Raw genomic sequence first — 24502 nt, 5'->3', positions numbered from 1 at the left:
ATGTTTGATTCATTAGCAGTACAATTTGTTGTATTGTGGGCGGTAATTGACCCTATCGGTTCAATTCCGGTGTATTTGGCGAAAACGATCGGTTTGCCAATCGAAGATCGTCGTAAAATTGCACGTAATGCGGTGGTGATTTCTGCTGGTATTTTAATGTTTTTCTTAGTCGGCGGGCAGATGTTGCTGGAAGCAATGCAGATTCCGCTATCGGCATTCCAAGCTGCCGGCGGCTTAGTATTATTACTGTTTGCGTTAACAATGATTTTTGGTGAGAGTAAACCGGAACAAGAGATGAAAATGAAAGCCAGTATTAGTGAGCTGGCGGTTTACCCTTTAGCCGTGCCATCTATTGCTTCACCGGGAGCGATGATGGCAATCGTATTACTTACCGATAACCACCGTTTTAGTATTACCGATCAAGTGGTTACGGCAGGTATTATGCTGTCGGTATTGGCGATTACCTACTTATTTTTACTGGCGGCAAATCGCATTCAACACTTTATTGGTAATGCGGGAGCGGCGATCATTAGCCGTGTCATGGGCTTAATTTTAGCGTCAGTTGCGATTAATAATTTATTAGTCGGTGTGCGAGATTTCTTTATTCAAGTGAGTTAAATAACCGAGGATTTTATGGCATTACGTACTTTGTCGGAAGCATTACAAGAAATGCTAAACCGCTTACCGGCAGCATCAAAAACAGAAACATTAACACTGGCAGAATGTGCGAATCGTATTTTAGCAGAAGATATTTTTTCCCCGATTAATGTACCAAGTTTCGATAATTCGGCAATGGACGGCTACGCGTTTCGTTTAGCGGATCTCGCTCAATTTGAACGTTTAACCGTTGCCGGTAAATCTTTTGCCGGTAATCCGTTTACCGGCGAAGTGAAAGCCGGTGAATGTGTTCGCATTATGACCGGTGCAATGGTACCGGCAGGCTGTGATGTGGTAGTGATGCAAGAAGAAACGGAAGTAGAGACACTTACAAGCGGTCAAATTTTAGTGAAATTTTGCAAAATGCCGAAGCTTGGACAAAACATTCGCCGAATTAGTGAAGATGTAAAACAAGGCGCATTGGTATTGGCAAAAGGTAGCTTATTAAACGTAACCACTTTGCCGTTATTAGCTTCGTTAGGCATTGCGCAAGTGCCGGTATTTAGCCGTTTAAAAGTGGCGATTCTTTCCACGGGTGATGAATTAACTTCGGTCGGTCAGCCGCTAGAACAAGGCAAAATTTATGATACGAACCGTTTTGCGGTGCGTTTAATGTTAGAAAAACTGAATTGTGAGGTTTTAGATTTTGGTATTTTACCGGACGACCCGGCAGTGTTCGAACAAACGTTTAATCAAGCGCAGCAGCAAGCGGACGTATTAATTACCAGTGGCGGTGTGTCGGTCGGCGAAGCGGATTTCACCAAAGATGTGTTAGAAAAACTGGGTGAAATCGGTTTTTGGAAAATTGCGATGAAACCGGGCAAACCGTTCGCTTTCGGTAAATTGCAACACGCTTGGTTCTTCGGTTTACCGGGTAATCCGGTTTCAGCTTTAGTCACCTTTTACCAACTGGTGCAACCGGCGTTAGCTAAATTAGCCGGTGTGAATGCGGAGCGTATTGTAAATCTTACTCAAAATCTAACCGCTATTGCTGATACGAATTTGAAAAAAGCGGTGGGACGACAAGATTTCCAACGTGGCTTCTATTATATTAATCAACAGGGCGAAGTAGCAGTGCGTCCGGTCGGTTCGCAAGGCTCGCATATTTTCAGTGCTTTTTATGAAAGCAATTGCTTTATTGTGTTGGAAGCGGAACGAAGCAATGTGAATGCTGGTGAAAAAGTGACGATTCAGCCGTTTAACAGTTTATTGAGATAGTGAGTGAATATGGAACTTAGCGATCAGGAAATGTTGCGCTATAACCGTCAAATTATTTTAAAAAGCGTTGATTTTGACGGACAAGAAAAGCTAAAAGCCAGCCGTGTATTGATTGTCGGGCTGGGCGGTTTGGGTTGTAGTGCTGTGCAATACTTAGCCTCCGCCGGTGTTGGGCATTTGATTTTGGTGGATTTTGATGAAGTATCATTATCCAATTTACAGCGCCAAATTTTGCATACGGATGCCAATATCGGTCAGCCGAAAGTGGAATCGGCAAAAGCCCGTTTAAGCCAAATCAATCCGCATATTCAGCTTGAGGCAATTAATAAACAATGTAGTGATGCCGAATTTGCCGAGCTGATTGAGCGAGTGGATTTAGTGGTGGATTGTACTGATAACGTTACGGTTAGAAATCAGCTGAATTTGCAATGTTTTGCGCAAAAACGACCGCTTGTTTCCGGCTCAGCGATTCGTTTTGAAGGGCAAATTTCCGTATTTACTTATGCGGAAAATGAGCCTTGTTATAACTGCTTAAGTCAATTATTCGGTGACGGCACCTTAAGTTGTGTGGAAGCCGGTGTGATTGCGCCGATCGTTGGTGTGATTGGAAGCTTACAAGCGCTAGAGGCGATTAAATTGTTGCTGAATATCGGTAAAAATTTATCCGGAAAACTGTTGATGATTGACGGGTTACATTTTTCTGTGAGAGAAATGGCATTGCCTAAACTCAAAGATTGTTTGATTTGTTGTAAATAGCGATATTTTAATTCAAGAAGTGCAAAGAATTGACAAGTTAGGTTATAGCGTTTGACGCTAAAACGGTTTAGCGCTATTATTTTTTACCGAAATGTTCCTCCTTAGTTCAGTCGGTAGAACGGTGGACTGTTAATCCATATGTCGCAGGTTCGAGTCCCGCAGGAGGAGCCAACTAATTTCCTTTAGTTTTGCTTTTGTTCTTGTTTTATTTGTCTCCTTTTATAAAACAGTGATTCATACCTCCAGAATTAGAACAAAAGAATTTGCCCCGTAGGTTTTCTACGGGGTTTCTTTTTTTCTATATCTTGTCAAAACAATTCCTATTTCTTCAAGATTGTCATCACAGAATATCCCAAGCATAAAATTAATCTATTTTTGGTTTACGCTGTGATGACGTGTTCATTATTTAGTAAATAACGAGATAGATTCCAAATGTCCGGTATGTGGGAACATATCGATCATTGCCGCTTTTTGCAGTTTATAACCGGCTTGAATCAGTTTTTCCGCATCTCGCACTAATGTGGCGGGGTTACAGGAAACATAAACGATCGTTTCGGGATTCAACGCGGCTAAGTGATCCAAGCAGAAAAATGCACCGTTACGCGCCGGATCTAATAAAACTTTGTTAAACGGCTCACTTGCCCACGCTTTATCGGCAAAAGGTTCGTCTAGGTTGGTTTGGTAAAATTCTATGTTTTTCAGACCGCTTGCCGCTTGATTCTGCTTGGCTTGTGCAACCATCGGCTGAACACCTTCCACGCCGACGACAAAACCGGCTTGTTTAGCGATGGGTAAAGTAAAGTTGCCCATACCGCAGAATAAATCCAATACTCGATCTTGTGCGGAAAGATTGAGCCATTCCAATGCTTTATCCACCATTTTTTCATTTAAGTTACCATTCACTTGAATGAAATCACGAATCGAAAAGCCCAGTTTTATACCATGAATTTGGTAGTACGGTGCTTCACCATTTAATTGAACGATAGCATTTTCAGCGGTCATAACATACAGCGAAAGTGAATGTTGTTCGGCAAATTGTTGTAAGTTTTGGCTGTCTTGCGAATGAAATTGTCCTACGTTACGCACCAGCATCGCAATGGTATTATCCGCTTGAACCAGTTCAATATGCCCAAGCGCCTTTTTGTTCTGCCAAGTGTTAAATAGGCTTTGCAACGGTTTGATAAGCTGAGAAAGCGGTTCCACCAACACTTCACATTGCTCAAGCGGTATGATTTGGTTTGAATTTTGCATTCTAAAACCAATCGCTAACTGATTATTTTGTAACGCAATACTGAGTTTTGCTCGGCGGCGATAGCTTTTATCGTTACCGACAATCATCGGCTGAAAATCAATCGGCTGTGATTGCAATTTTTGTAAGCGTTGAAAAAGTGCCTGTTGTTTGGTTTCACGTTGCAAATCTAGCGGAATATGCTGCATTTGGCAGCCACCGCATTTGCCGTAGAGAGCACAACTCGGCTGTTGGCGTTCGACGGATTGCTTTAAAATTTTAACCGCTTTTGCTCGTCCGTATTGGCGTTTTTCTTCCAATATTTGGATTTCAACTTGTTCGTTAGGTAAGGCATTTTCGATAAACCAAGTTTTACCGGCTATTTTTGCTACGCCTAAGCCTTGGTAATCCAAAGATTGAATGGTAACCGGCGGACAAGCGGTCGTTTTTGCCGATTTTTTTGCTTGCTGTTTTGCAGCTTTTTCAGAGTAGAACAGTGCCATTTTTAGTGTAAAATCAAATTCGTAAAGTCAGTTATTATATATGAAAAAGGGGGAAAGATGATTTCGAATGTTTGGACCGAACGTTTTTTGGCGGATAAAAAACGGGAACAAGACCACCGTTCACCGTTTCAGCGAGATCGCGCAAGAATTTTGCATTCCGAAGCCTTTCGTTGCCTGCAAGCTAAAACGCAGATTCACGCAGTCGGTGAAGATGATTTTTATCGTACTCGCTTGACCCATTCACTTGAAGTGGCGCAGATCGGCAGTAGTATCCGTGCGAAATTATTACGAGAAAAACAAGCCTTTCAAGCGGTCGTTTCCGATCAAAAATTTGCAAATTTAGCTGAAAATTTAACCGCTTTATTGCCATCTCGTAGTTTGATTGAATCGCTTTGCTTTGCTCACGACATTGGGCATCCGCCGTTCGGACACGGTGGAGAGATGGCGCTCAATTATAAAATGCATGAGTATGGTGGTTTCGAAGGTAATGCTCAGTCATTTCGGATCGTTACCCAACTTGAACCTTATACACCGCAACACGGTATGAACCTCACGCGCAGAACCTTGTTGGGAATTGTTAAATATCCGGCACTGCTTGAAGAAACCGAACCGCAAACACGTCCGCAATTTGCCGAGTCGCCCTATATCAATTTACACCAATTCAAAACCTGTAAAGGCATATTTAGCGATGACCAAACCTTTTTCGATTGGGTATTAGCGCCGTTAAGCGAGCAAGATCGTAAATTATTGCGTACGATAAGTTTCAGTAAAGATTCGCTTGAACCGCATAAAACTAAATATAAATCGCTGGATTGCAGCATTATGGAACTTGCCGATGATATTGCATACGGCGTACACGATTTGGAAGATGCGATTGCCGGCGGTATGGTCACGCCACAATCATGGCAACAAGCAGAGCAACAATTAGCACAATGTTCTTCTAGTTGGATTCAAACGATTTTACCGACCCTTAGCCAGAAATTATTTTCACAACATCGTTATGAACGTAAAGATGTAATCGGTGCGTTAGTCAATTATTTTGTGACCAATGTCCAATGGCGTGAGCAGCCGGGCTTTGATGAGCCGTTACTACGTTTTAACGCTTATTTACCGGACGATGTGAAATGTGTGTTGGAAATTTTAAAACGCTTTGTGTATCAATATGTGATTTGTGATGTGAAGACGCAAAGAGTGGAATACAAAGGTCAGCGAATTTTAATGGCATTATTCGATATGTTAAGTACTGATCCGGAGCGTTTATTACCACAAAATGTTGCGTTACGTTGGCAACAGGCTGAAGTGGCAAAACGCCCTCGTGTGATTTGCGATTATCTAGCCAGTATGTCGGATGGGCAAGCGTTCAAACTTTACCAAAGTTTATAAAAATTTGAAGAACTAAGCGGTTATTTGTTCGTCTCACGTGAAGCCAAAATGGAGTATTACCATTTTTTTATCTTTATTATGGAAGGACAATTATGAAAATGTTATCGAAAGCAACTTTATTAGCAACCACATTAGGTTTATTTACCGCTGCAAGTGCATTTGCCGTAGATATTCCTCGTGAGATTTATCGCCCGAACGGTAAATTAGTGAAAGCGGATCGCCAAGGTAATGGTGAATATGAAGTGGAATATCGCTTACGTGGTAACGATGTACGTGTGATTGCTAAAAATGCGATTTCACACGCAAAACGTCATGGTTTCCGAGTAACAGAGGCTGAAATTGAAAGAGATGATGCCGATCTTAAATTTGAACGTGGTGATCAAGAGTTAGATATTCAAATTGAAGTAAAAAATCGTAATCGTATTGAATATAAAGCGGATTTAGACTTAGATAAAAACTAATCCGGTATGTTTTTAAAGAAACCGTTTGCTAGTTGCAAGCGGTTTTTTTATGCCCAAAATTTGCAAAATTCTTTATAAATCAGACCGCTTTGAGTCGTTAAATTTGGTAGAATAAATAGGAATTTATAGATAGGAGATATAACCCCAAAATGTTCGTAGTAGGTCAGCGCTGGATTAGCGAATCAGAAAATAATTTAGGCTTAGGTATCGTAACAGCAAGTGATAATCGTACCGTTACTATTCAATTCCCAGCCGCAGAAGAAGAGCGTATTTATGCACTTTCGGTTGCGCCTTTAACAAGAGTACAATTTCAAAAAGGCGATCGTATCAATAGTGTAGAAGGTTGGCAGTTAGATGTTGAAGAGGTTGTCGAAAACCAAGGCTTTATTATCTATTTAGGTAAGCGATCGGATTCCGGTGAAGAAGCAGTATTGCCTGAAATGCAGTTAGATCATAAAGTGAGTTTCAGCAAGCCGCAAGATCGTTTATTTTCAGCACAAATTGACCGTTCTGACCGTTTTGCTTTACGTTATCGGGCATTACAACATCAACAAGCACAATTTCAATCGCCGTTACGTGGAATGCGAGGCATTCGTGCGAGCTTAATTCCGCACCAATTACATATCGCTAAAGAAGTCGGACAGCGTGTTGCGCCTCGTGTGTTATTAGCGGATGAAGTCGGTTTAGGTAAAACCATTGAAGCGGGGATGATTTTACAGCAACAGCTTTTCTCCGGCAGAGTGGAACGAGTATTGGTACTCGTGCCTGAAAGTTTGCAACATCAATGGCTAGTTGAAATGTTACGCCGTTTCAACTTGAAATTCTCATTATTTGATGAAGAACGTTGTGCCGATTTTGATAAAGCGGATGAAGACGGTAATGATGTCAGCGAAAATCCGTTTGATAGCGAAGCGTTAGTGATCGCTTCAATCGACTGGTTAGAAAGTTCACCGAATCGAGCTAAACAAGTATTGGCAAGCAATTGGAATATGCTTATCGTGGATGAAGCGCACCACTTAGAATGGTCGGAAAACGAACCGAGTGTCGGCTATCAATTTGTTGAGTGTTTATCAAAACAAACTCCGGCAGTATTGCTTCTCACTGCAACGCCTGAGCAATTAGGGCAAGAAAGCCATTTTGCCCGTTTGGCATTATTGGATGCGGATCGTTTCTATGATTACAACAGCTTTGTTGCCGAACAAAAAGATTACAAACCGGTGGCGGATGCGGTAGCAAGCTTACTGAATGACAAACCGTTAAGCAATGAAGAGCAAAATAGCATTGCGGAATTACTCAGTGAGCAAGATACCGAACCGATGTTTAAAGTGATCAATAGCGAAAAATCGAAAGAAAATGACCGCTTGCAAGTGCGTCAAGAATTGATTCGTGAGCTGATTGACCGCCACGGTACCAGCCGAGTGTTATTCCGTAATACGCGCCAGGGCGTGAAAGGTTTCCCGCATCGTGTTTATCATCAAATTACCTTGGAAATGCCGAGTCAATATACCAATGCGTTAAAAGTGATGGGGATGATGGGCGGTGTAACCAAAGATGATCAGCTTTATCCGGAACGTTTATTCCAACGTATGAATCCGGCGGCAAAATGGGCGGATTTCGACCCTCGTATCGAATGGTTGATTACCTTCCTGAAAAATCACCGTGACGAGAAAATCTTAGTCATTTGTAAGCAAGCGGATACAGCAATTGCGCTGGAACAAATTCTACGTGAACGTGAAGCGATTCGTTCGGCGGTGTTCCACGAAAAAATGTCAATTGTGGAACGTGACAGAGCTTCCGCTTATTTTGCACAAATGGAAGAGGGGGCTCAGGTCTTGATTAGTTCAAGCATCGGCTCGGAAGGTCGTAACTTCCAATTTGCTAGCAATTTAGTGTTGTTCAATTTACCGGATAATCCGGACTTATTGGAACAAAGTATCGGACGTTTAGATCGTATCGGTCAGAAAAATGACATTCAGATTCATGTGCCGTGTTTTGAAAATTCAATGCAAATGGTATTGGCGACTTGGTATCATCAAGGTTTAAATGCGTTTGAAGAAACCTGTCCGATGGGCGCTGCGTTATTCCGTGAATTCGGCGAAGAGTTGGATATCTTCCTGAAGAACCCGCAAGCGGTCGGATTTGACGAATTTCTTGCAAAAACCTTTAAGCGCCAACAACAGTTGAAAGCGGAATTAGAGCAAGGTCGAGATCGTTTACTTGAGCTAAATTCAAATGGCGGTGAAGCGGCACAAGAGTTGGCTGAAGCGATCGCAAAAGAAGATAATAATCCGCACTTAGTCAATTTTGCTTTGAGTTTATTTGATGTTATCGGTCTAGAGCAGGAAGATTTAGGTGAGCAATCTATCGTGATTAGCCCGACCGGTCATATGCTTGTACCTGACTTCCCGGGTATTGCGGAAGACGGTACGACAGTCACCTTTGATCGTCAGCTTGCCTTAATGCGAGAAGATGTCGAGTTTTTAACTTGGGATCACCCAATGATTCGTAACGGTATTGATTTGATTACTTCCGGCGACATCGGTAAATCGGCAATTTCGTTACTGATTAATAAAAACTTACCGGCAGGTACTTTATTGCTTGAAGCAATTTATATGGTGGAAACACAAGCACCGAAAGGTTTGAATCTGACCCGTTTCTTACCGCCGACACCGGTACGTATCCTATTAGATAATAAAGGTAACGATATGGCGGCTCAAGTGTCGTTTGCAGGGCTTGAGAAGCAGTTAAAACCGGTGAATAAACAAATGGCAAATAAAATTGCGAAAATGGCGCAAGCGGATATTAAGAAATTGATTAGTATCAGCGAGCAAAAAATCGCAGCCAATTTACCGGAATTAATCGAAAAAGCCAGCCAAGATGCGGATAGTACATTAAGTGCGGAATTGCACCGTTTGACCTCGTTACAAGCGGTGAATAAAAATATTCGTGCTGATGAAATTGATGCATTGGAAAAACAACGTATCGAATCGCTTAATCAAATTGCATTAGCGAATTGGCGTTTAGACAGCTTACGTGTCATTGTAAGTAATAAAGAATAGTGTATTTATCACGGAATAGACGGAAATACGGCAAGCATGAATTTGCAGAAAAAACTTCAAAATTCACCGCTTGTTCGATGTATTCGTTCATTCCGTGTTTTTTATGGTAACCAAAATGGCATTAATTGAATATCATCCCCCGCTTGAACCGTTTTTAACGGAAGTCTATCGTGACAATCATATTTTAGTAATTAATAAACCGAGTGGGTTGCTTTCCGTACCGGGCAATCGTCCGGAGTATTATGATAGTGCAATGACCCGTGTACAGCAGAAATACGGCTTTACCGAACCTGCACACCGTTTGGATATGGCAACCAGCGGCATTCTGTTATTCGCTCTCAGTAAAGCGGCGGAGAAAGAGTTAAAGCGTCAATTTCGTGAACGAGAGCCGAAAAAGCATTATATCGCTTTGCTTTGGGGCAAATTAGGCGAAAAGGTCGGTGATACCGGCGAAATGAATTTTCCACTGATTTGTGACTGGGAAAATCGCCCTCGTCAGAAAATTTGTTATGAACGAGGCAAAAAGGCGATTACGCATTACGAAGTATTGGCTCATTTACCGAATAATACCACTCGAGTGAAGCTTACCCCGATTACCGGTCGTTCACATCAGCTAAGAGTGCATTCGCTTGCGTTAGGACATCCGATTCTCGGTGATAAATTTTATGCTAATCCGTTAGCCAAAAGTTTATCGCCTCGTTTATGTCTACATGCAGAAAGTTTAATCATTACGCATCCGATTACCGGGGAATTGATGACTTTTAATGCAACTGCTGAATTTTAAGTAAATTTTTATTTAATTAACTTTACTTTAGTGTAAATTAAAGTTATTATATAACTGTTTCGTAACAAGTTAGCCCTTGTTAAGGAATTGATCATCTAAGATGACTCAGAAAATTTTATTCATTCCTAATATTGCTAGTTCTTCGGAACTAGCTTTTTTTTGCTTCAAATATTAGTTATTAAATTAGTGTATAGTGTTCTATATTTTTAATATGATGAATGTAAGTAGTTTTAATCTTAATCATAGTTATATTATGTATTTTGTTCAAAAATATGTTTTAAAACGAAAGCTAGATAAATAATTTATCTTTCATTTAAAAAATAGCTTGTAATTTATTTTATTTCGAATAGAATATATTTCGTAACTTCGGCAATGCCACATATTGCAGAGGGGACAGTCGTTAAATAACTAAGAAAATTTTATTCATTATATTATCTTACTGGCTAGGCTAATCACCTAGCCCTTTTTTTTATTTAAAATTTGAGATATGAATGAGTATTAAAATATTTCAACTTTAAATTGAGTATATATTATATAAATTTTATTTAGTTATTAATTTTATATAATATTGCCAATCAAAATATTGCCCCGGGTCAATTTTTCTACCGGGGGCAATGTCATTATGTCCAGCAATGCGATCAAGCGTGATATCCGGATATATAGCCATGATTTCCTTAGTTAAGCTTGCGAGAGATTGATATTGTTGCTCAGTAAAAGGCTGGTTGTTACTTCCCTCCAATTCAATACCTATCGAATATTCATTACATTTATCTCGTCCGTTAAATTCGGATAATCCTGCATGCCATGCCATATCATTAAAATTTACATATTGGGTAATTTCTCCCTTGCGATTAATTAAACAATGTGCAGAAACACGTAGGTCTTTTATTTCTTCAAAATAAGGATGAATGGTCGGATCTAGATTTCCTTGAAAAAATTGGTCGATAAAATTATTACCGAATTCTTCCGGCGGTAGACTAATATAATGAATCACGAGGAGTGAAATATCATTTTCTTTAGGTCTTTGATTAAAATGAGGGGATGGAACTTGTCGTTGGTGAATTAATTTACCGTTTTGAATTGTAAGATTCATATTCTGCCTTATGTTTATTCTGGTGTTAACCTTGTGAAGTGGATACGTAAAAAAATTACTGAACGGATGTTCATGAAAATATTGCTTTCGCATAAAATGTGACACAACGTAAGCCCAAATTGTGTTACATTTCCGTGTTTTCTATGTTATTCCGTGTTAAAATTGACAAATTAACTTATTGAAAAAGAGAGAATCATGCTTAGTTATCGCCATAGTTTCCATGCTGGAAACCACGCCGATGTGGTAAAACATATTGTTCAGTTGTTGATTTTACAATCATTAAAACAGAAAGATAAAGGCTTTCTTTATCTTGATACCCACTCCGGTGTTGGTCGTTATAGCCTATTGAGTGCAGAATCAGAGAAAACCGGCGAATATTTAGAAGGTGTAGCCCGTTTATGGGAACGTACGGATTTACCGGAAGAAGTCGCGCTATATATTGATGAACTGAAAAAAATCAATAAAGGTGAGAAATTACGTTATTATGCCGGTTCGCCGTTATTAGCGGTTAATCAGTTACGTCCACAAGATCGTGCAATTTTAACCGAGTTACATCCGAACGATTTCCCGTTGTTACGCCAAGAGTTTGCTAAGAAAGCGAATGTGGTGACTAAGCGTGAAAACGGTTTTCAGCAATTAAAATCCGCATTGCCGCCGAAAGAACGCCGTGGATTTGTGTTAATCGATCCGCCGTATGAATTAAAAGAAGATTATGAGTTGGTGGTGAAAGCGATTGAGGAAGGCTATAAACGTTTTGCTACGGGGATTTATGCGATTTGGTATCCGGTGGTGTTACGTCAGCATACTAAACGTATTGTGCGTGGTTTAGCTGATACCGGTATCCGCAAAATTTTACAAATTGAATTGGCGGTGCGTCCGGATTCGGATCAACGAGGCATGACGGCAAGCGGTATGATTGTGATTAACCCGCCTTGGCAATTAGAAAGCCAGATGAAAAAAATTCTACCTTATTTAACGGAAGTGCTTGTGCCGGAAGGTACGGGTAGTTGGTCTGTTGAATGGATTACCCCTGAATAATCTTTTCCCCTAGCCTTTGATTAGGTTAGGGGATTTTTTTGTCATTTTTTTAGTAAAAATAACCGCTTATAGAGGATAAAAATGGAACAATATAAACACGATTTTATTGAATTTGCATTAAGCCGTAATGTTTTAAAATTCGGTGAATTTACCCTGAAATCAGGGAGAAAAAGCCCTTACTTTTTTAATGCGGGCTTATTCAATACCGGCAGAGATCTTGCCAAACTCGGTGAGTTTTATGCGCAAGCAATCCAAGCAAGCGGCCTGAATTTTGATGTACTTTTCGGGCCGGCTTATAAAGGTATCCCAATTGCAACCACGGTTGCAGTTGCGTTAGTAAATCAATTTAATGTGGATAAGCCTTGCTGTTTTAACCGTAAAGAAGCAAAAGATCACGGCGAAGGCGGCAACCTTATCGGGTCACCGCTAAAAGGCAAAATTTTATTGGTTGATGATGTAATTACCGCTGGCACGGCAATTCGTGAGTCGATGGAAATCATTAATGCAAACCAAGCGGAATTAGCTGGTGTGTTGATTGCATTAAACCGTAAAGAAAAGGGCAAAGGAGAGCTTTCTGCGATTCAAGAAGTTGAACGTGATTACGGTTGTCAAGTTTTCTCAATTGTTGATTTTGACGATTTACTACAATTTATTGAGAAATCAGAGCAATATGCACCATATTTAGCAGCAATGAAAGCATATCGTGAACAATACGGTGTTGAGTGATTATGAATTTTATTCATAATAAATAAAGATAACTTTCATCTGAGAAAAGCATCAACTGGGCTTGTTCTGAAATGAAATTTCACTTAAATTAATCTCAGTGATAACAAATAAGAATATACGGAGTAAAAAATGGCAAATAAAACATTACCTTTTCATGCAGATACTGTGGGTTCATATTTAAGAACAGACGCTTGGAAAAAGGCACACGCAGACTACAAAGCTGGCACAATTTCTCTTGAAGCACGTGATGCGATTGTTGAAGAAGAAGTCAAAAAATTAGTACAGGCACAATTAGATGCGGGCATTCAAGTGGTAACAGACGGTGAATTCCATCGTTCTTGGTGGCATATCGATTTCTTAGAAAACTTGAACGGAATCGAAGGTTATGTACCTGAAAAAGCGTATGCATTCAAAGGTGTAGAAGTGCGTCCTTACAACACTCGCTGTTGCGGAAAAGTCTCTTGGAATCCAAACCATCCATTCCTTGAACATTTCAAAAAATTCAATGCGATTGTTGCGGGCAGAGCAGTAGCAAAATTCACGATTCCAAGTCCGAACCAATTAATGTATCCGGCACAATGGGATCACGGTATCTACGCAACCCGTGAAGAATTTGCTAAAGATGTTCAGCAAGCTTATAAAGAGGCGATTAAAGCGTTCTATGATGCAGGTTGCCGTTATTTACAAATTGATGATGTGTATTGGGGATCGCTCTGCAACAACTATCAACAACCGACCTTTGAAGCGGATAAAGCGCAAGCAGTTGCGAATATTCAAGCGATTTTAGCGGACAAACCGGCAGATTTAACCGTTACGACTCACGTTTGCCGTGGTAACTATAAATCTTCTTATTTATTAGAAGGCGCTTACGACCCAATCGCTGACGGTTTATTCGGTCAAACCAATTATGACGGTTACTTCTTAGAATATGATGATGAACGTTCTGGCGGTTTTGAGCCGTTAAAACACTTTGCGAACAATAAAGGTCGTGTAGTGTTAGGTTTAGTGAGCTCAAAATTCCCGGAATTAGAAGACAAAGAAGCGATTAAAGCACGTATTGCCGAAGCGGCGAAATATGTACCGCTTGAGCAACTTTGCTTAAGTCCGCAATGTGGCTTTGCTTCAACCGAAGAAGGCAATGTGATGACTGAAGCACAGCAATGGGCGAAGGTGCGTCACGTGGAAGAAATTGCGAAAGAAGTGTGGGGCGAAGATTAATTCTTCATTTGCAACTTTTTAAGTAAAAATGACCGCTTGTTAGATATGCAAGCGGTCATTTTTTATAATTTTTTTGCAAGTTACACCCAGCCAAGCTGACGTAAGATCAGCAAGCCAAAGCTAGAAGTAAACATTGAACCGACTGTTGTAATACCAATTAAATTAGCCGTAGAAACAGCATCGCCGCCGTAATTACGAATCATCGCATAAGTGGCGGCGGCAGTCGGTGCTGAAGTGCTAAGAAAGACGATACCAAGTTCCATTGGTGATAAGTCGAATACCCATTTACCTAAACTGAATAGGAAAACAGGGGCGACGAATAAGCGAATGCTCGCAGAAAGTAAAACTAAACGGTTAGTTGTACTGTCTTCGCCCTTTTTAAATTTGCGTAGCTGTTTAAAATCAATACTTGCACCGGTACAAATAAGCGCAAGTGGCAAGGTGAGCCCGCCAATAGCTTGCCCGGTTTTAAGTAATGGGGTAGGTAATTCCAGTTTGAGTTCGTTGAAGATAAGCCCAAGCACCAAACCAATAATCAACGGATTTTTCAAAATGGAAATAAATAATTTGCAGAGCTTAGGTTTGCCGTCACTAAATGCTTTAGTCAGTGTGATAACTGCTAATGTATTGAATAAAATCACAGAGACAGCCACGTAAATCGAAGCAGAGGCCATCGCCTCGCTGCCGTAAGCATTCATAATCAATGCCAAACCAAGAATCGCAATGTTACTGCGGAATGTGCCTTGAGTGAAAACGGCACGAAACGGTTTGTCTGCAATATATTTCCCCGCCCACCATTCGGCAACAAGGTAGATTGTCAGCGTGCCGATAATCGCGGTCAGAATTAGCGGAATATTTGCCGCATAATTTAACTCGCCTTTTTGCATATTCAAAAAGAGTAAGGTAGGAATCGCAAAATTAAACAGACTTTTCGATGCCATATTACAAAAATGATCATCAATATATTTTTTGTGGCGCAACAATATACCAGCAAACATTAATAGAATGGTCGGCAAAGTCGTGCTAATACTGAATTGAAGGGCTTCTAAAAACATAGAGATTCCTCGCTAAAACAAACAAGCGGTTAAATTTGCAAAATTTTTTACAAATTCAACCGCTTGTAATTAAAGCCCTGCTTTAAGGCTAGCTTCAATAAATTTGTCTAAGTCACCGTCAAGTACCGCTTGGGTATTGCGATTTTCAACGCCGGTACGCAAATCTTTGATACGAGAGTCGTCTAATACGTATGAACGAATTTGGCTGCCCCAGCCGATATCCGATTTACTTTCTTCCATCGCTTGTTTTTCCGCATTCTTCTTCATCATTTCCATCTCGTATAATTTCGCTTTAAGCTGCTTCATACACTGGTCTTTGTTTTGGTGTTGCGAACGACCGTTCTGACATTGCACCACAATACCGGATGGAATATGAGTAATACGCACCGCCGATTCGGTTTTATTGACGTGCTGACCACCTGCTCCTGAAGCTCGATACACGTCAATACGTAAATCCGCCGGATTGATTTCGATATCAATATCATCATCAATTTCCGGATAAACGAAAGCAGCCGCAAATGAAGTATGGCGGCGGTTATTCGAGTCAAATGGCGATTTACGCACTAAACGGTGAATACCGGTTTCGGTACGTAACCAGCCGAACGCATATTCGCCGGTAATTTTAACGGTTGCCGATTTTAAACCAGCAACATCACCGTCCGATACTTCGATTAACTCGGTTTTAAAGCCTTTGCTTTCCGCCCAACGTAAATACATTCGCAGTAACATTTCCGTCCAGTCTTGCGCTTCCGTACCGCCTGAGCCGGCTTGTAAATCGACATAACAATCAGCTGCATCGTGCTGACCGCTAAACATACGTTGGAATTCAAGTTTCGCTAATTTTTCTTCTAATTCGTTTGCTTCAGCTTGTGCTTCGTTAAACGTATCCTCGTCTTCCGCCTCTACGGCTAATTCGATTAAGCCTTCAACATCTTCTACACCTTGATCTAGTGTACGGATCGTATTGACCACCATTTCTAACGCAGAACGTTCTTTACCTAATGCTTGGGCTTTTTCCGGCGTATTCCAAATTTCTGGTTGTTCTAATTCGGCATTGACTTCTTCTAAGCGTTCGACTTTGGCATCAAAGTCAAAGATACCCCCGAAGTACGTTAGTACGCTCGGTTAAATCGGCTAATTGAGTTTTAATTGGATTCAGTTCAAACATTATTTTTTCCCTCTTTTAAAATTGACCGAGAATTATAGCGCAAGCGGTCATTTTTTTGGGGATTTTTGCAAAAAATTGCTCAAATCTAACCATTTGTTGACGTACAATAGCGAGATTCTGGAATAGATTACGAGGTATAACATGGCGGAAGAACCGATTCGTTTGACGCAATACAGTCACGGTGCCGGTTGAGGCTGTAAAATTTCTCCTAAGGTATTAGGGACAATTTTACAAAGTCAGCTGGAAAAATTTGTTGATCCGAATTTATTAGTGGGTAATGAGACCGCCGATGATGCCGCTGTGTATGACATCGGTAATGGCGTTGGTATTATCAGCACTACAGACTTTTTTATGCCTATTGTCGATGATCCGTTTGATTTCGGGCGCATTGCGGCGGCAAATGCGTTGAGTGATGTGTTTGCAATGGGCGGTAAGCCGATTATGGCGATTGCCATTTTAGGCTTCCCGGTAAACAAGTTGCCGGCGGAGGTAGCACAAAAAATTGTGGAAGGTGGGCGTTTTGCTTGTCAGCAAGCCGGTATTGCCTTAGCCGGCGGTCATTCGATTGATTCGCCTGAACCGATTTTCGGGCTAGCGGTAACCGGTATGGTTAACACTGAACAAGTGAAAAAGAATGCTTCAGCAGAAGCCGGGTGCGAGTTGTTTTTAACCAAACCGCTCGGTATCGGTGTGCTGACAACCGCCGAGAAAAAAGGTTTATTAAAAGCAGAACATCAGAATTTGGCGCGTGATGTGATGTGTCAGATTAATTTGATTGGTGCACAATTTTCACAATTAGCAGATGTGACGGCAATGACGGATGTAACCGGTTTCGGTTTGCTAGGGCATTTGAGTGAAATTTGCCAAGGCTCTAATGTACGTGCCGAAGTGAATTTTGCCGAAATTCATACGTTAGACGGTGTAAAAGACTATATCACTCAAGGTGCTGTACCGGGCGGAACGAACCGTAACTTTGACAGCTATGGACATTTGATTTCAGCTATGACCGATGAACAAAAGGCGATTTTATGCGATCCGCAAACATCAGGCGGTTTGTTGATTGCGGTACGTCCGCAAGCGGTTGAAAATGTAAAACAAATTGCAAAACAAGCCAATGTGCCTTTATTTAGGGTGGGGCGTTTACTTGAAGCGAACGATGCGAAGCCGTTAATTGAGGTCATTTAAGCGAAAAAGCGAGGAACGAATATGCATAAACCGAATATCACGTTAGCCTGTGTAGTGCATTGCAAAGGTAAATTTTTATTTGTGGAAGAAATCGAATACGGTAAACGAACCTTAAACCAACCGGCAGGGCATTTGGAAGCAAATGAAACGTTGTTGGAAGGGGCGAGTAGAGAGTTATTTGAGGAAACAGGGATTCGTGCCGAAGCCCAACGTTTAATTAAGATTTATCAATGGCACGCACCTCGTTCACAGACCGATTATTTACGTTTTGTATTTGCGGTTGAATTAGACGATTTTGCGCTGATTGCGCCGCAGGATAGCGATATTACTCAAGGTTTTTGGCTGAGTTTAGATGAATTTAAGCATTTTATTCAGCAGGAAGGACAGTGCGAACGTAATCCGTTAGTCACTCAATCGCTCGAAGATTATTTGAGTGGTGAGAGCTACCCGCTTGATGTATTACGTGTATTTGAATAAGAGGTGGAAATGGCAGAGCAATTTGATGTGGTCATTGTTGGCGGAGCGGTAACCGGTTCGGTATTGGCATTGGCGTTAAGTAGCTTGTCGCTGCATAAAATGCGGATTGCGATCGTTGAAAAACAGTTGCCTGATTATGTGCAACAAGGTGGTTTTGACGCACGTAGCATTGCATTAGCACAAGGCAGTTTGCAAAAATTTGCCCAAATTCGACCGCTTGTTGGTGGGGAACTTGCCGAACAAATTCAGCAAATTGCAACGCCAATCCAGCAGATTCAGGTGTCGGATCTCGGACATTTCGGTAAAGCGACACTGAAAGCGAGTGAACTGAATTTAGCACAATTAGGTGTAGTGGTTGAGCTTGCAAAATTAGGTAAAAATTTGACCGCTTGTATTGAGCAGCAGCCGAATATTCATTGGTTTTGTCCGAATCAAATTGTTCATTGTGAACGTTCACAAACTGAGGTTTCGCTTACGTTAAAAAATGGCGAACACATTAGAACATTGCTGATAATTGCTGCAGATGGGATTCAATCCCACATTGCTCAGCAGTGTGGCGTTGAAACTGAGCTATTAAAGGATTATCAACAATCAGCTTTAATTGCAAATGTCGAAATTAGTGAACCACACCAAGGTCAGGCTTTTGAGCGTTTTACTACGCAAGGTCCGTTAGCATTGTTACCGCTAAGTGATAACCGAATATCATTAGTGTGGTGTGTGAAACAAGCTGAAGATTTGATGGAGCTTTCCGATGATGAATTTCTTTCGCAATTACAGCAGCAATTCGGTTGGAAATTAGGGAGGTTTGAGCGAGTCAGTAAGCGGTTTGTTTATCCACTCACTTCGCAAAAAGCGCAATCGCATATTCATCATCGTTTGGCGATTGTGGGTAATGCGGCACAATTATTGCATCCGGTTGCGGGACAGGGCTTTAATCTTGGAATGCGAGATCTGTTTACCCTTGCACAACTGTTGGCAAAAGCCTTTGAACAAGGGAAGGATTTAGGTGAGTTTGCGCTATTAAATCAATTTGAACAATTAAGAAAGCACGACCAAGCGCAAATTATTTCATTAACAAGCGGTCTGATTTCACTATTTTCTTGCGATTTGTTACCGCTGCAAGCGGTCAGAAATGTGGGATTATTTGCTATTTCGCATAGCAAGTTATTGCGAGAAAATATTGCGAATAAAGCTTTAGGTTGGCAATGAAACAACAGGACGCATTAGCGTCCTTTTGTTTATAACTGATATTTCTTCATTAATTTTAATTTTTCATGTGAGATTTCATTACCTAATTGGGTAATGATTCGCCCTTTATCTTGAACCGATTGAGCCAGAGCTTCATCAGGTTGAGATTCTAATTTAATCATATCTCTGAATGTTTCTTGACTTAATTGTAATGCTTTTAAGCCGATATTTTTGATTGGTAGAATTTCATCGTTTTGAATATCTAAATAGTTTAAAGACGCTTGAATTGTATCGACTTCTTCTAAATAGTTCTGCATAGTTTCAATACGGGCATATTTGTTTGTGGCACTTTCTAAGCCATACATCGCAAATGCAGTCGCTTGGATGTAATCATTGCCATACACTTCATCCCAATGATGAAAGCGTTTGAAATCAGCTTGAGGGGAGTGGTTTTCTTGTGTAGTACAACCGATAAGACCGAAAATAAGTGAATAAGAAATAATAATTTTTATTATGTTGTGCATTTTGATGCCGTTTGCTGCCGAGTGAAAAGGCTAGGCGTTGCCTAGCCGATAAAGATATAATTATTGAGCTGGAGCTGGAGCTGGAGCTGGAGCTGGAGCTGGAGCAGCGCCATATTTAGTTGCTAATTCCGCTTCAATTTTTTGACCTTCCATTGCAATTTTGTCTAATTGAGCTTGCAGTTCGCCAAAAGCTTTGTGTGCTTCAGGTGTTGGATTTTTAGCAAGTTTGTCGTTTTCAGCGATCATTTTTGCGCCTAATGCCATGGCTTCAAGCGATTTATCCTTAAGTACTTTTACTTGCGGATCTTTGATTTCTAAAGTTGCCGCACTTTTTTGGATATTTTCAATTTGCTCAAGAATCGCTTTATTCATGGTTGTTTGAATTAGGGCAGCATCTTTTGCTTTGTCACCCAATTTTTCAATTGCGCTATTGATAGCTTCGCCAATTGATTTTTCTTGTAGTTGTTGCCATTCTTGGAACTTTTTATAGTCTTGTGCACCGGTATCTACCGCAGTAGTTTTAGTTTCTGCTTGTGTTGCTTGCACTTCTGCCGTTTTATTTTCCGGTTTATCGCAAGCACTTAAAAAGAATGCGAATAGCGCTGCTGCGCTGATTTTAGTAAATTTATTCATGTGATTATCCTATATGAAAAAGGTTAGTACTGTTAAGCACTAACCTTGTAATTCTATCATTGTATCAGCAAATTATTTAGCAAATTTTGCTTTTAAATCTGCTTGTAATTTTTGAAGTTCTTGAGCCGCTTGGTTTAATTGAGCCGCTTTAGCTTGGATTGCCTGTTGAGCTTCTTCTGTTGGTGCTGCCATTACTTTCACTTGCTCTGAAAGCACTTCATTTGATAAACCTAAAACGGCTTTAGTTTTATCTTTTAGCGCTTTAATTTCTTCGCTCTTCACATCAACTGCATCTAAGCTTTTTAATGTTTCTTGCACTTTTCCTGCGAAGTTATTTAATACAGCTTCTAATGCTTTAGGGTCTTTTTCAGCTTTACCTAGCACTTCAGTTAGCTGTTTTTGGAATTCAGCCTGTGCTGTCGCTTGAGTTTGCTCTTGAACTTGGTACCATTCTTGGAATTTTTTGTAATCCGCTGCAGGATCTGCTTTGTTACATGCTGTTACGCTAAATGCTAAGAGTGCTACCGCACCAATGGTTGCTAATTTTTTCATTAGTATTCCTTAAAAAGTAAGATTAAAGTTCCCCTTTGGGAAAGGGCGTCTATTGTAACGACAATAGACAATAAGATAAAAGTCTAGTTCAATAAAATCTGATATAAGCTAGTTGTGTGTACAATTTTTCATCTAACTTATATATTCATTGCTTGAGCAATCAGCTGTTTTTTTAGTTGAGGAACTTGGTTCACTGCACTTAAGCCAATGCCACGAATTAATTTCTTAAGTGGGTTATTGCCGTGAAAAAGCTGTTTTAAACTTTCCATTGCAGCCAATAATTTAACTGCTTCGGCTTTACGAATACGTTCAAAACGGCGTAAGTGACGATATTCGCCAATATCATGACCAATAGTTAAATGGTACTGAATTTCTTGTGCAAGTGTTATCGCATCGGCAAAACCTAAGTTTACCCCTAAACCGGCTAACGGATGGATTGTATGTGCCGCATCACCGATAAGCGCAATACGATTCTGCGCAAAATCGCGTGCATAGCGTGCCACGAGCGGGTAAATTGCGCGCTCACTTTGCAATTCAACCATACCAAGTTGATTATCAAAGGCAATGGTTAAGGCTTGATTAAATTGTTTTTCATCACAACTTACCAACATTTCGGCTTGTTCCGGCGGCATAGACCAAACAATTGAGCTATATTGCTCATCGGGAAGCGGTAAAAATGCCAAAATACTATCCGGTGAGAAAATTTGGCGCGCGATAACTTGATGTGGTTCTGCCGTTTTTACGTTACAAACTAATGCAGTATGTTGGTAATCTTTACTTGTCAGCGGAATGTTGGCTTGTTGGCGGAGCCATGAATGGGCACCGTCTGCTGCAACAACTAATTTAGCCGACAACATTTCACCATTATCTAGCGTTAAAAATGCACCTGTCTCATTGATACCGATAGTTTGTGCCGACGCTAACATAATTTCAGCATTGGTTTGTTGACTGACTTGTTGCCAAAGTGCGTCTTGAATACGATTATTTTCAATAATAAAACCAAGCTGTTCGGCACCTAATTGTTTGATTTCCGGCTGGGTATTATCAAAATGAATTTGGGCAAAGCTGTCTTTTTCCCATACTCGCATTTGTTGATAAGGTGATAAGCGATTAGCAGCAATACGTTCAAATGCACCGATTTGGCGTAACATTTTTTCGCTAGTCGCATTAATCGCACTTACTCGGTTTGAATAACTGTCGCTAAGTGTCGGAGCATTTTTTTCAATAACCTTAATTTGGCACCCAGTATCTTTTAATAGACCTGCCAACGCAAGTCCGACCATACCGCCGCCGATAATGATGATATCTGCTGATTTCATAGTGTGATATGTATTGGATCTATAAATTAAAAGCGGTCGTTTTTCCTAAAAAATTTGCAAAATTCTAAGAAAAGTTGACCGCTTGGATTAGCAAGGTTTACGATGATGTTTTTCGAGGCTGCGATGACGAATTTGCACGTCTTTACCTCTGGTTTGGAAATATTTAGCTAATTGTTCCGCCACAAATACAGAACGGTGTTTTCCACCGGTACAACCGATAGCAATCGTAAGATAACTACGATTATTTTTTTCCAACATTGGCAACCACATTTCTAAGTAATTACGTGTGTGGTAAATAAAATTGTGTACTTCTGTTTGACGTTCTAAAAAATCAATAACCGGTTGTTCTAGGCCAGTCAGTGGGCGTAATTCAGGGTTCCAATGCGGATTCGGTAAAAAACGCACGTCAAAAACATAATCTGCATCGGCAGGCAGACCGTATTTAAAGCCAAACGATTCGAATACAATCTTCAGTTCTTTATCGGTTGAACCTCGTAAGAGACTACGTAGGTTCTCCGCTAATTCGTGCGAAGAGATATTCGTGGTATCAATAATATAATTGGCTTGATGAAAAAGCGGTTCAAGCAGAGCGCTTTCTAAATCAATCGCACTTTCAAGTGACAAATCTTTATTCGAAAGGGGATGTAAGCGTCTGGAGTCACTGTAACGTCTGATGAGCGCATTACGTTCACAATCGAGGAAAATCAATTTTGTATTGATCGTGAGTTGTGAAAGTTGGTTAAGTAATTCTTCGATTCGTTCCGGATTTTCCGGTAAGTTACGAATATCAAGGCTAACAACGGCAGAGCGCTCGGAGCTCGCTAAGAATGACGCTAATTCAGGAATAAGCGGAAGTGGTAGGTTGTCTACACAGTAATAACCTACATCTTCTAAAGCTCGTAGCGCAACAGATTTACCTGAACCGGAGCGCCCACTTATAATCACTAATTCCATACCTTTCCTCTAATGCAATTAATCTTGCTCAATAACCTGATTATCTGCGTATTCAAGGAGTTGCCAAATTTCTTCGGCACTTTCTGCGCTACGCAATTGTTTTATTAATGTTTTATCGCTGAGGCGTTGTGCAATATGGTGCAAACAATCTTTATATTTTTCACAGCTTCCCTCAGGAAACATAACCGCATAAATTAAATCAACTTCTTTATTATCATTTGCTTCGTAATCAATCGGCGTTTCAAGCTGAACAAATACGGCAATCGGTTTTTCTAAAGAAAGTGTTGATGAATTCGGTAATTTTGCATGTGGCAGGGCTATCCCATGATTTAAACTTGTAGATCCAAGTTTTTCTCGTTTAAATAAATTGCCAAAACATTCAATTGGACAAAGCCCTTCATTTTCTTCACAGCCACAACTTTTATTCAGTGACTCTGCGATGATTTTACCGACTAATTCTAGAGCTCTTTTCTTACTCGAAATCAAAGCACCTTGACGAATATTTTCGATTGTCAGAAATTCTGTTAATTTCATATGTTTTACTCTGAAAAGATAGGGCGTTATTCACAGCCTTATCAATTCATCAGATTACAGTTTAAATTGATCACCTAAGTAAACGCGTTTTACATCAGGGTTATTTAATACTTCAGCCGGAGTACCGCTAGCAATCATTTGTCCGCTACCTACGATATAAGCACGCTCACATACGTCTAATGTTTCACGCACGTTATGGTCGGTGATTAATACGCCTAAACCGCGTTCTTTTAAATTAACAATGATTTTTTTAATATCAATCACGGAAATCGGGTCTACACCGGCAAAAGGCTCATCTAATAAGATGAATTGCGGATTTGCTGCAAGCGCTCGTGCAATTTCAACACGACGACGTTCACCACCGGATAACGATTGTCCTAAGCTATCGCGAATATGAGAAATATGGAATTCATTTATCAATTCTTCCGCTCGTGCTTTGCGTTGTTGGTTGTTTAAGTCTTTACGAACTTGGAGAACCGCCATGAGGTTGTCATATACGCTTAAACGGCGAAAGATCGATGCTTCTTGCGGTAAATAGCCGATTCCTTGTTTTGCACGGTCATGCATCGGAAGTACGCTAATATCTTCATCATCAATTCTTATTTTACCCTGATCATGACGTACAAGACCTACGACCATATAGAAAGTGGTCGTCTTACCAGCCCCGTTCGGACCTAAAAGACCGACAATTTCTCCTGCTTTGACATTCAGGCTTACATCTTTTACGACTTGGCGGTTTTTATAGCTTTTTGCTAAATGTTCTGCATAAAGCGTTGGCATGGATATTAC

At 40.5% G+C, this 24502-nt stretch carries 24 protein-coding genes and 1 tRNA gene; 14 read left to right on the top strand and 11 right to left on the bottom strand.

From position 1 onward, the window contains the following. The 4 genes from EL121_RS01905 (at nt 1) to EL121_RS01890 (ending at nt 2802) form a co-directional block, all read left to right on the top strand. The gene (locus EL121_RS01905; RefSeq protein WP_039197272.1) at nt 1-618 is read left to right on the top strand and encodes a MarC family protein; all 618 of its coding nucleotides are present in this window, start codon (nt 1-3) and stop codon (nt 616-618) included. 15 nt (nt 619-633) lie between these two features. Beyond that, the gene (gene moeA / locus EL121_RS01900; protein WP_039197270.1) at nt 634-1875 is read left to right on the top strand and encodes a molybdopterin molybdotransferase MoeA; all 1242 of its coding nucleotides are present in this window, start codon (nt 634-636) and stop codon (nt 1873-1875) included. A 9-nt stretch (nt 1876-1884) separates the two neighbouring features. Further along, nucleotides 1885-2631 (top strand): molybdopterin-synthase adenylyltransferase MoeB, encoded by a 747-nt coding sequence (moeB, locus tag EL121_RS01895; RefSeq protein WP_039197268.1) that lies wholly within the window; start codon nt 1885-1887, stop codon nt 2629-2631. 95 nt (nt 2632-2726) lie between these two features. Next, nucleotides 2727-2802 (top strand) — tRNA-Asn (locus tag EL121_RS01890). Nucleotides 2803-3033: 231 nt separating this feature from the next. On the opposite strand, the gene rlmD is transcribed toward EL121_RS01890, so the two are convergent. Beyond that, on the bottom strand, nt 3034-4362 hold the full coding sequence (gene rlmD, locus EL121_RS01885; RefSeq protein WP_039197266.1) for a 23S rRNA (uracil(1939)-C(5))-methyltransferase RlmD: 1329 nt from the start codon (nt 4360-4362) through the stop codon (nt 3034-3036). Between the two features lie 57 nt (nt 4363-4419). On the opposite strand from rlmD, the gene EL121_RS01880 reads away from it, so the two are divergent. The 4 genes from EL121_RS01880 (at nt 4420) to rluA (ending at nt 10049) form a co-directional block, all read left to right on the top strand. Continuing rightward, a complete protein-coding gene (locus tag EL121_RS01880) occupies nt 4420-5745 on the top strand; it encodes an anti-phage deoxyguanosine triphosphatase (protein WP_039197265.1) in 1326 nt (441 codons plus the stop codon). A gap of 92 nt (nt 5746-5837) precedes the next feature. Further along, nucleotides 5838-6206, top strand: coding sequence for a hypothetical protein (locus tag EL121_RS01875; RefSeq protein ID WP_014991814.1), 369 nt, complete (start codon nt 5838-5840; stop codon nt 6204-6206). 149 nt (nt 6207-6355) lie between these two features. Beyond that, a complete protein-coding gene (gene rapA, locus EL121_RS01870) occupies nt 6356-9265 on the top strand; it encodes an RNA polymerase-associated protein RapA (protein WP_039197263.1) in 2910 nt (969 codons plus the stop codon). 115 nt (nt 9266-9380) lie between these two features. Next, a complete protein-coding gene (rluA, locus tag EL121_RS01865; RefSeq protein WP_039197260.1) occupies nt 9381-10049 on the top strand; it encodes a bifunctional tRNA pseudouridine(32) synthase/23S rRNA pseudouridine(746) synthase RluA in 669 nt (222 codons plus the stop codon). 541 nt (nt 10050-10590) lie between these two features. On the opposite strand, the gene ampD is transcribed toward rluA, so the two are convergent. Next, nucleotides 10591-11142 carry a 1,6-anhydro-N-acetylmuramyl-L-alanine amidase AmpD gene (ampD, locus tag EL121_RS01860; RefSeq protein ID WP_039197258.1) on the bottom strand — a complete coding sequence of 184 codons (552 nt, stop codon included), beginning with the start codon at nt 11140-11142 and terminating at the stop codon, nt 10591-10593. 195 nt (nt 11143-11337) lie between these two features. Between ampD and EL121_RS01855 the strand changes: the two genes are divergently transcribed. The 3 genes from EL121_RS01855 (at nt 11338) to EL121_RS01845 (ending at nt 14124) form a co-directional block, all read left to right on the top strand. Further along, nucleotides 11338-12180 carry a 23S rRNA (adenine(2030)-N(6))-methyltransferase RlmJ gene (locus tag EL121_RS01855; protein ID WP_039197256.1) on the top strand — a complete coding sequence of 281 codons (843 nt, stop codon included), beginning with the start codon at nt 11338-11340 and terminating at the stop codon, nt 12178-12180. A gap of 81 nt (nt 12181-12261) precedes the next feature. Then, entirely contained in the window at nt 12262-12906 is a 645-nt protein-coding gene (gene pyrE / locus EL121_RS01850; protein WP_039197254.1) for an orotate phosphoribosyltransferase, read from the top strand. 129 nt (nt 12907-13035) lie between these two features. After that, nucleotides 13036-14124 carry a 5-methyltetrahydropteroyltriglutamate--homocysteine S-methyltransferase gene (locus EL121_RS01845; protein WP_039197253.1) on the top strand — a complete coding sequence of 363 codons (1089 nt, stop codon included), beginning with the start codon at nt 13036-13038 and terminating at the stop codon, nt 14122-14124. A gap of 80 nt (nt 14125-14204) precedes the next feature. Here the strand turns inward: EL121_RS01845 and EL121_RS01840 are convergent, their stop codons facing one another. Together EL121_RS01840 and prfB are read right to left on the bottom strand one after the other, a co-directional pair. Continuing rightward, the gene (locus tag EL121_RS01840; RefSeq protein ID WP_039197251.1) at nt 14205-15179 is read right to left on the bottom strand and encodes an AEC family transporter; all 975 of its coding nucleotides are present in this window, start codon (nt 15177-15179) and stop codon (nt 14205-14207) included. 69 nt (nt 15180-15248) lie between these two features. After that, nucleotides 15249-16347, bottom strand: a protein-coding gene (gene prfB, locus EL121_RS01835; protein ID WP_100068066.1) for a peptide chain release factor 2 whose coding sequence is annotated in 2 segments (ribosomal slippage) — nt 15249-16271 and nt 16273-16347 — 1098 coding nt in all. Because the reading frame shifts where the segments join, the coding sequence is not laid out codon by codon here. 141 nt (nt 16348-16488) lie between these two features. Between prfB and selD the strand changes: the two genes are divergently transcribed. From selD to ubiH, 3 genes are read left to right on the top strand one after another with little or no spacing between them, the layout of a single operon-like run. After that, the gene (gene selD / locus EL121_RS01830; protein ID WP_081978362.1) at nt 16489-17532 is read left to right on the top strand and encodes a selenide, water dikinase SelD; all 1044 of its coding nucleotides are present in this window, start codon (nt 16489-16491) and stop codon (nt 17530-17532) included. Between the two features lie 21 nt (nt 17533-17553). Beyond that, on the top strand, nt 17554-18009 hold the full coding sequence (locus EL121_RS01825; protein WP_039197247.1) for an NUDIX hydrolase: 456 nt from the start codon (nt 17554-17556) through the stop codon (nt 18007-18009). 9 nt (nt 18010-18018) lie between these two features. Then, nucleotides 18019-19218, top strand: a complete 1200-nt coding sequence (ubiH, locus tag EL121_RS01820; RefSeq protein ID WP_039197245.1) for a 2-octaprenyl-6-methoxyphenyl hydroxylase — start codon at nt 18019-18021, stop codon at nt 19216-19218. Between the two features lie 29 nt (nt 19219-19247). Here ubiH and EL121_RS01815 read toward each other — a convergent pair whose 3' ends face one another. The 7 genes from EL121_RS01815 to lptB form a co-directional block, all read right to left on the bottom strand. Further along, nucleotides 19248-19721 (bottom strand): hypothetical protein, encoded by a 474-nt coding sequence (locus EL121_RS01815; protein WP_039197243.1) that lies wholly within the window; start codon nt 19719-19721, stop codon nt 19248-19250. Between the two features lie 60 nt (nt 19722-19781). Further along, on the bottom strand, nt 19782-20354 hold the full coding sequence (locus EL121_RS01810) for a hypothetical protein (protein WP_039197241.1): 573 nt from the start codon (nt 20352-20354) through the stop codon (nt 19782-19784). A 72-nt stretch (nt 20355-20426) separates the two neighbouring features. Beyond that, on the bottom strand, nt 20427-20906 hold the full coding sequence (locus EL121_RS01805) for a hypothetical protein (RefSeq protein WP_039197239.1): 480 nt from the start codon (nt 20904-20906) through the stop codon (nt 20427-20429). A gap of 137 nt (nt 20907-21043) precedes the next feature. Continuing rightward, nucleotides 21044-22225: an FAD-dependent monooxygenase gene (locus EL121_RS01800; RefSeq protein WP_039197237.1), complete on the bottom strand. Its 1182-nt coding sequence runs from the start codon at nt 22223-22225 to the stop codon at nt 21044-21046. Nucleotides 22226-22312: 87 nt separating this feature from the next. Continuing rightward, complete coding sequence (rapZ, locus tag EL121_RS01795) at nt 22313-23179, bottom strand: RNase adapter RapZ (RefSeq protein ID WP_039197235.1); 867 nt, start codon at nt 23177-23179, stop codon at nt 22313-22315. An 18-nt stretch (nt 23180-23197) separates the two neighbouring features. Further along, nucleotides 23198-23713, bottom strand: coding sequence for a PTS sugar transporter subunit IIA (locus tag EL121_RS01790; protein ID WP_039197233.1), 516 nt, complete (start codon nt 23711-23713; stop codon nt 23198-23200). 54 nt (nt 23714-23767) lie between these two features. Further along, on the bottom strand, nt 23768-24493 hold the full coding sequence (gene lptB / locus EL121_RS01785; RefSeq protein WP_014991785.1) for an LPS export ABC transporter ATP-binding protein: 726 nt from the start codon (nt 24491-24493) through the stop codon (nt 23768-23770). Nucleotides 24494-24502 lie beyond the last annotated feature (9 nt).

The organism is Actinobacillus equuli, assembly GCF_900636745.1.
Classification (GTDB): Bacteria; Pseudomonadota; Gammaproteobacteria; order Enterobacterales; family Pasteurellaceae; genus Actinobacillus; species Actinobacillus equuli.
The sequence above is the reverse complement of the archived record's forward strand: the minus strand, read 5'-3'. Positions and strand labels throughout refer to the sequence as shown.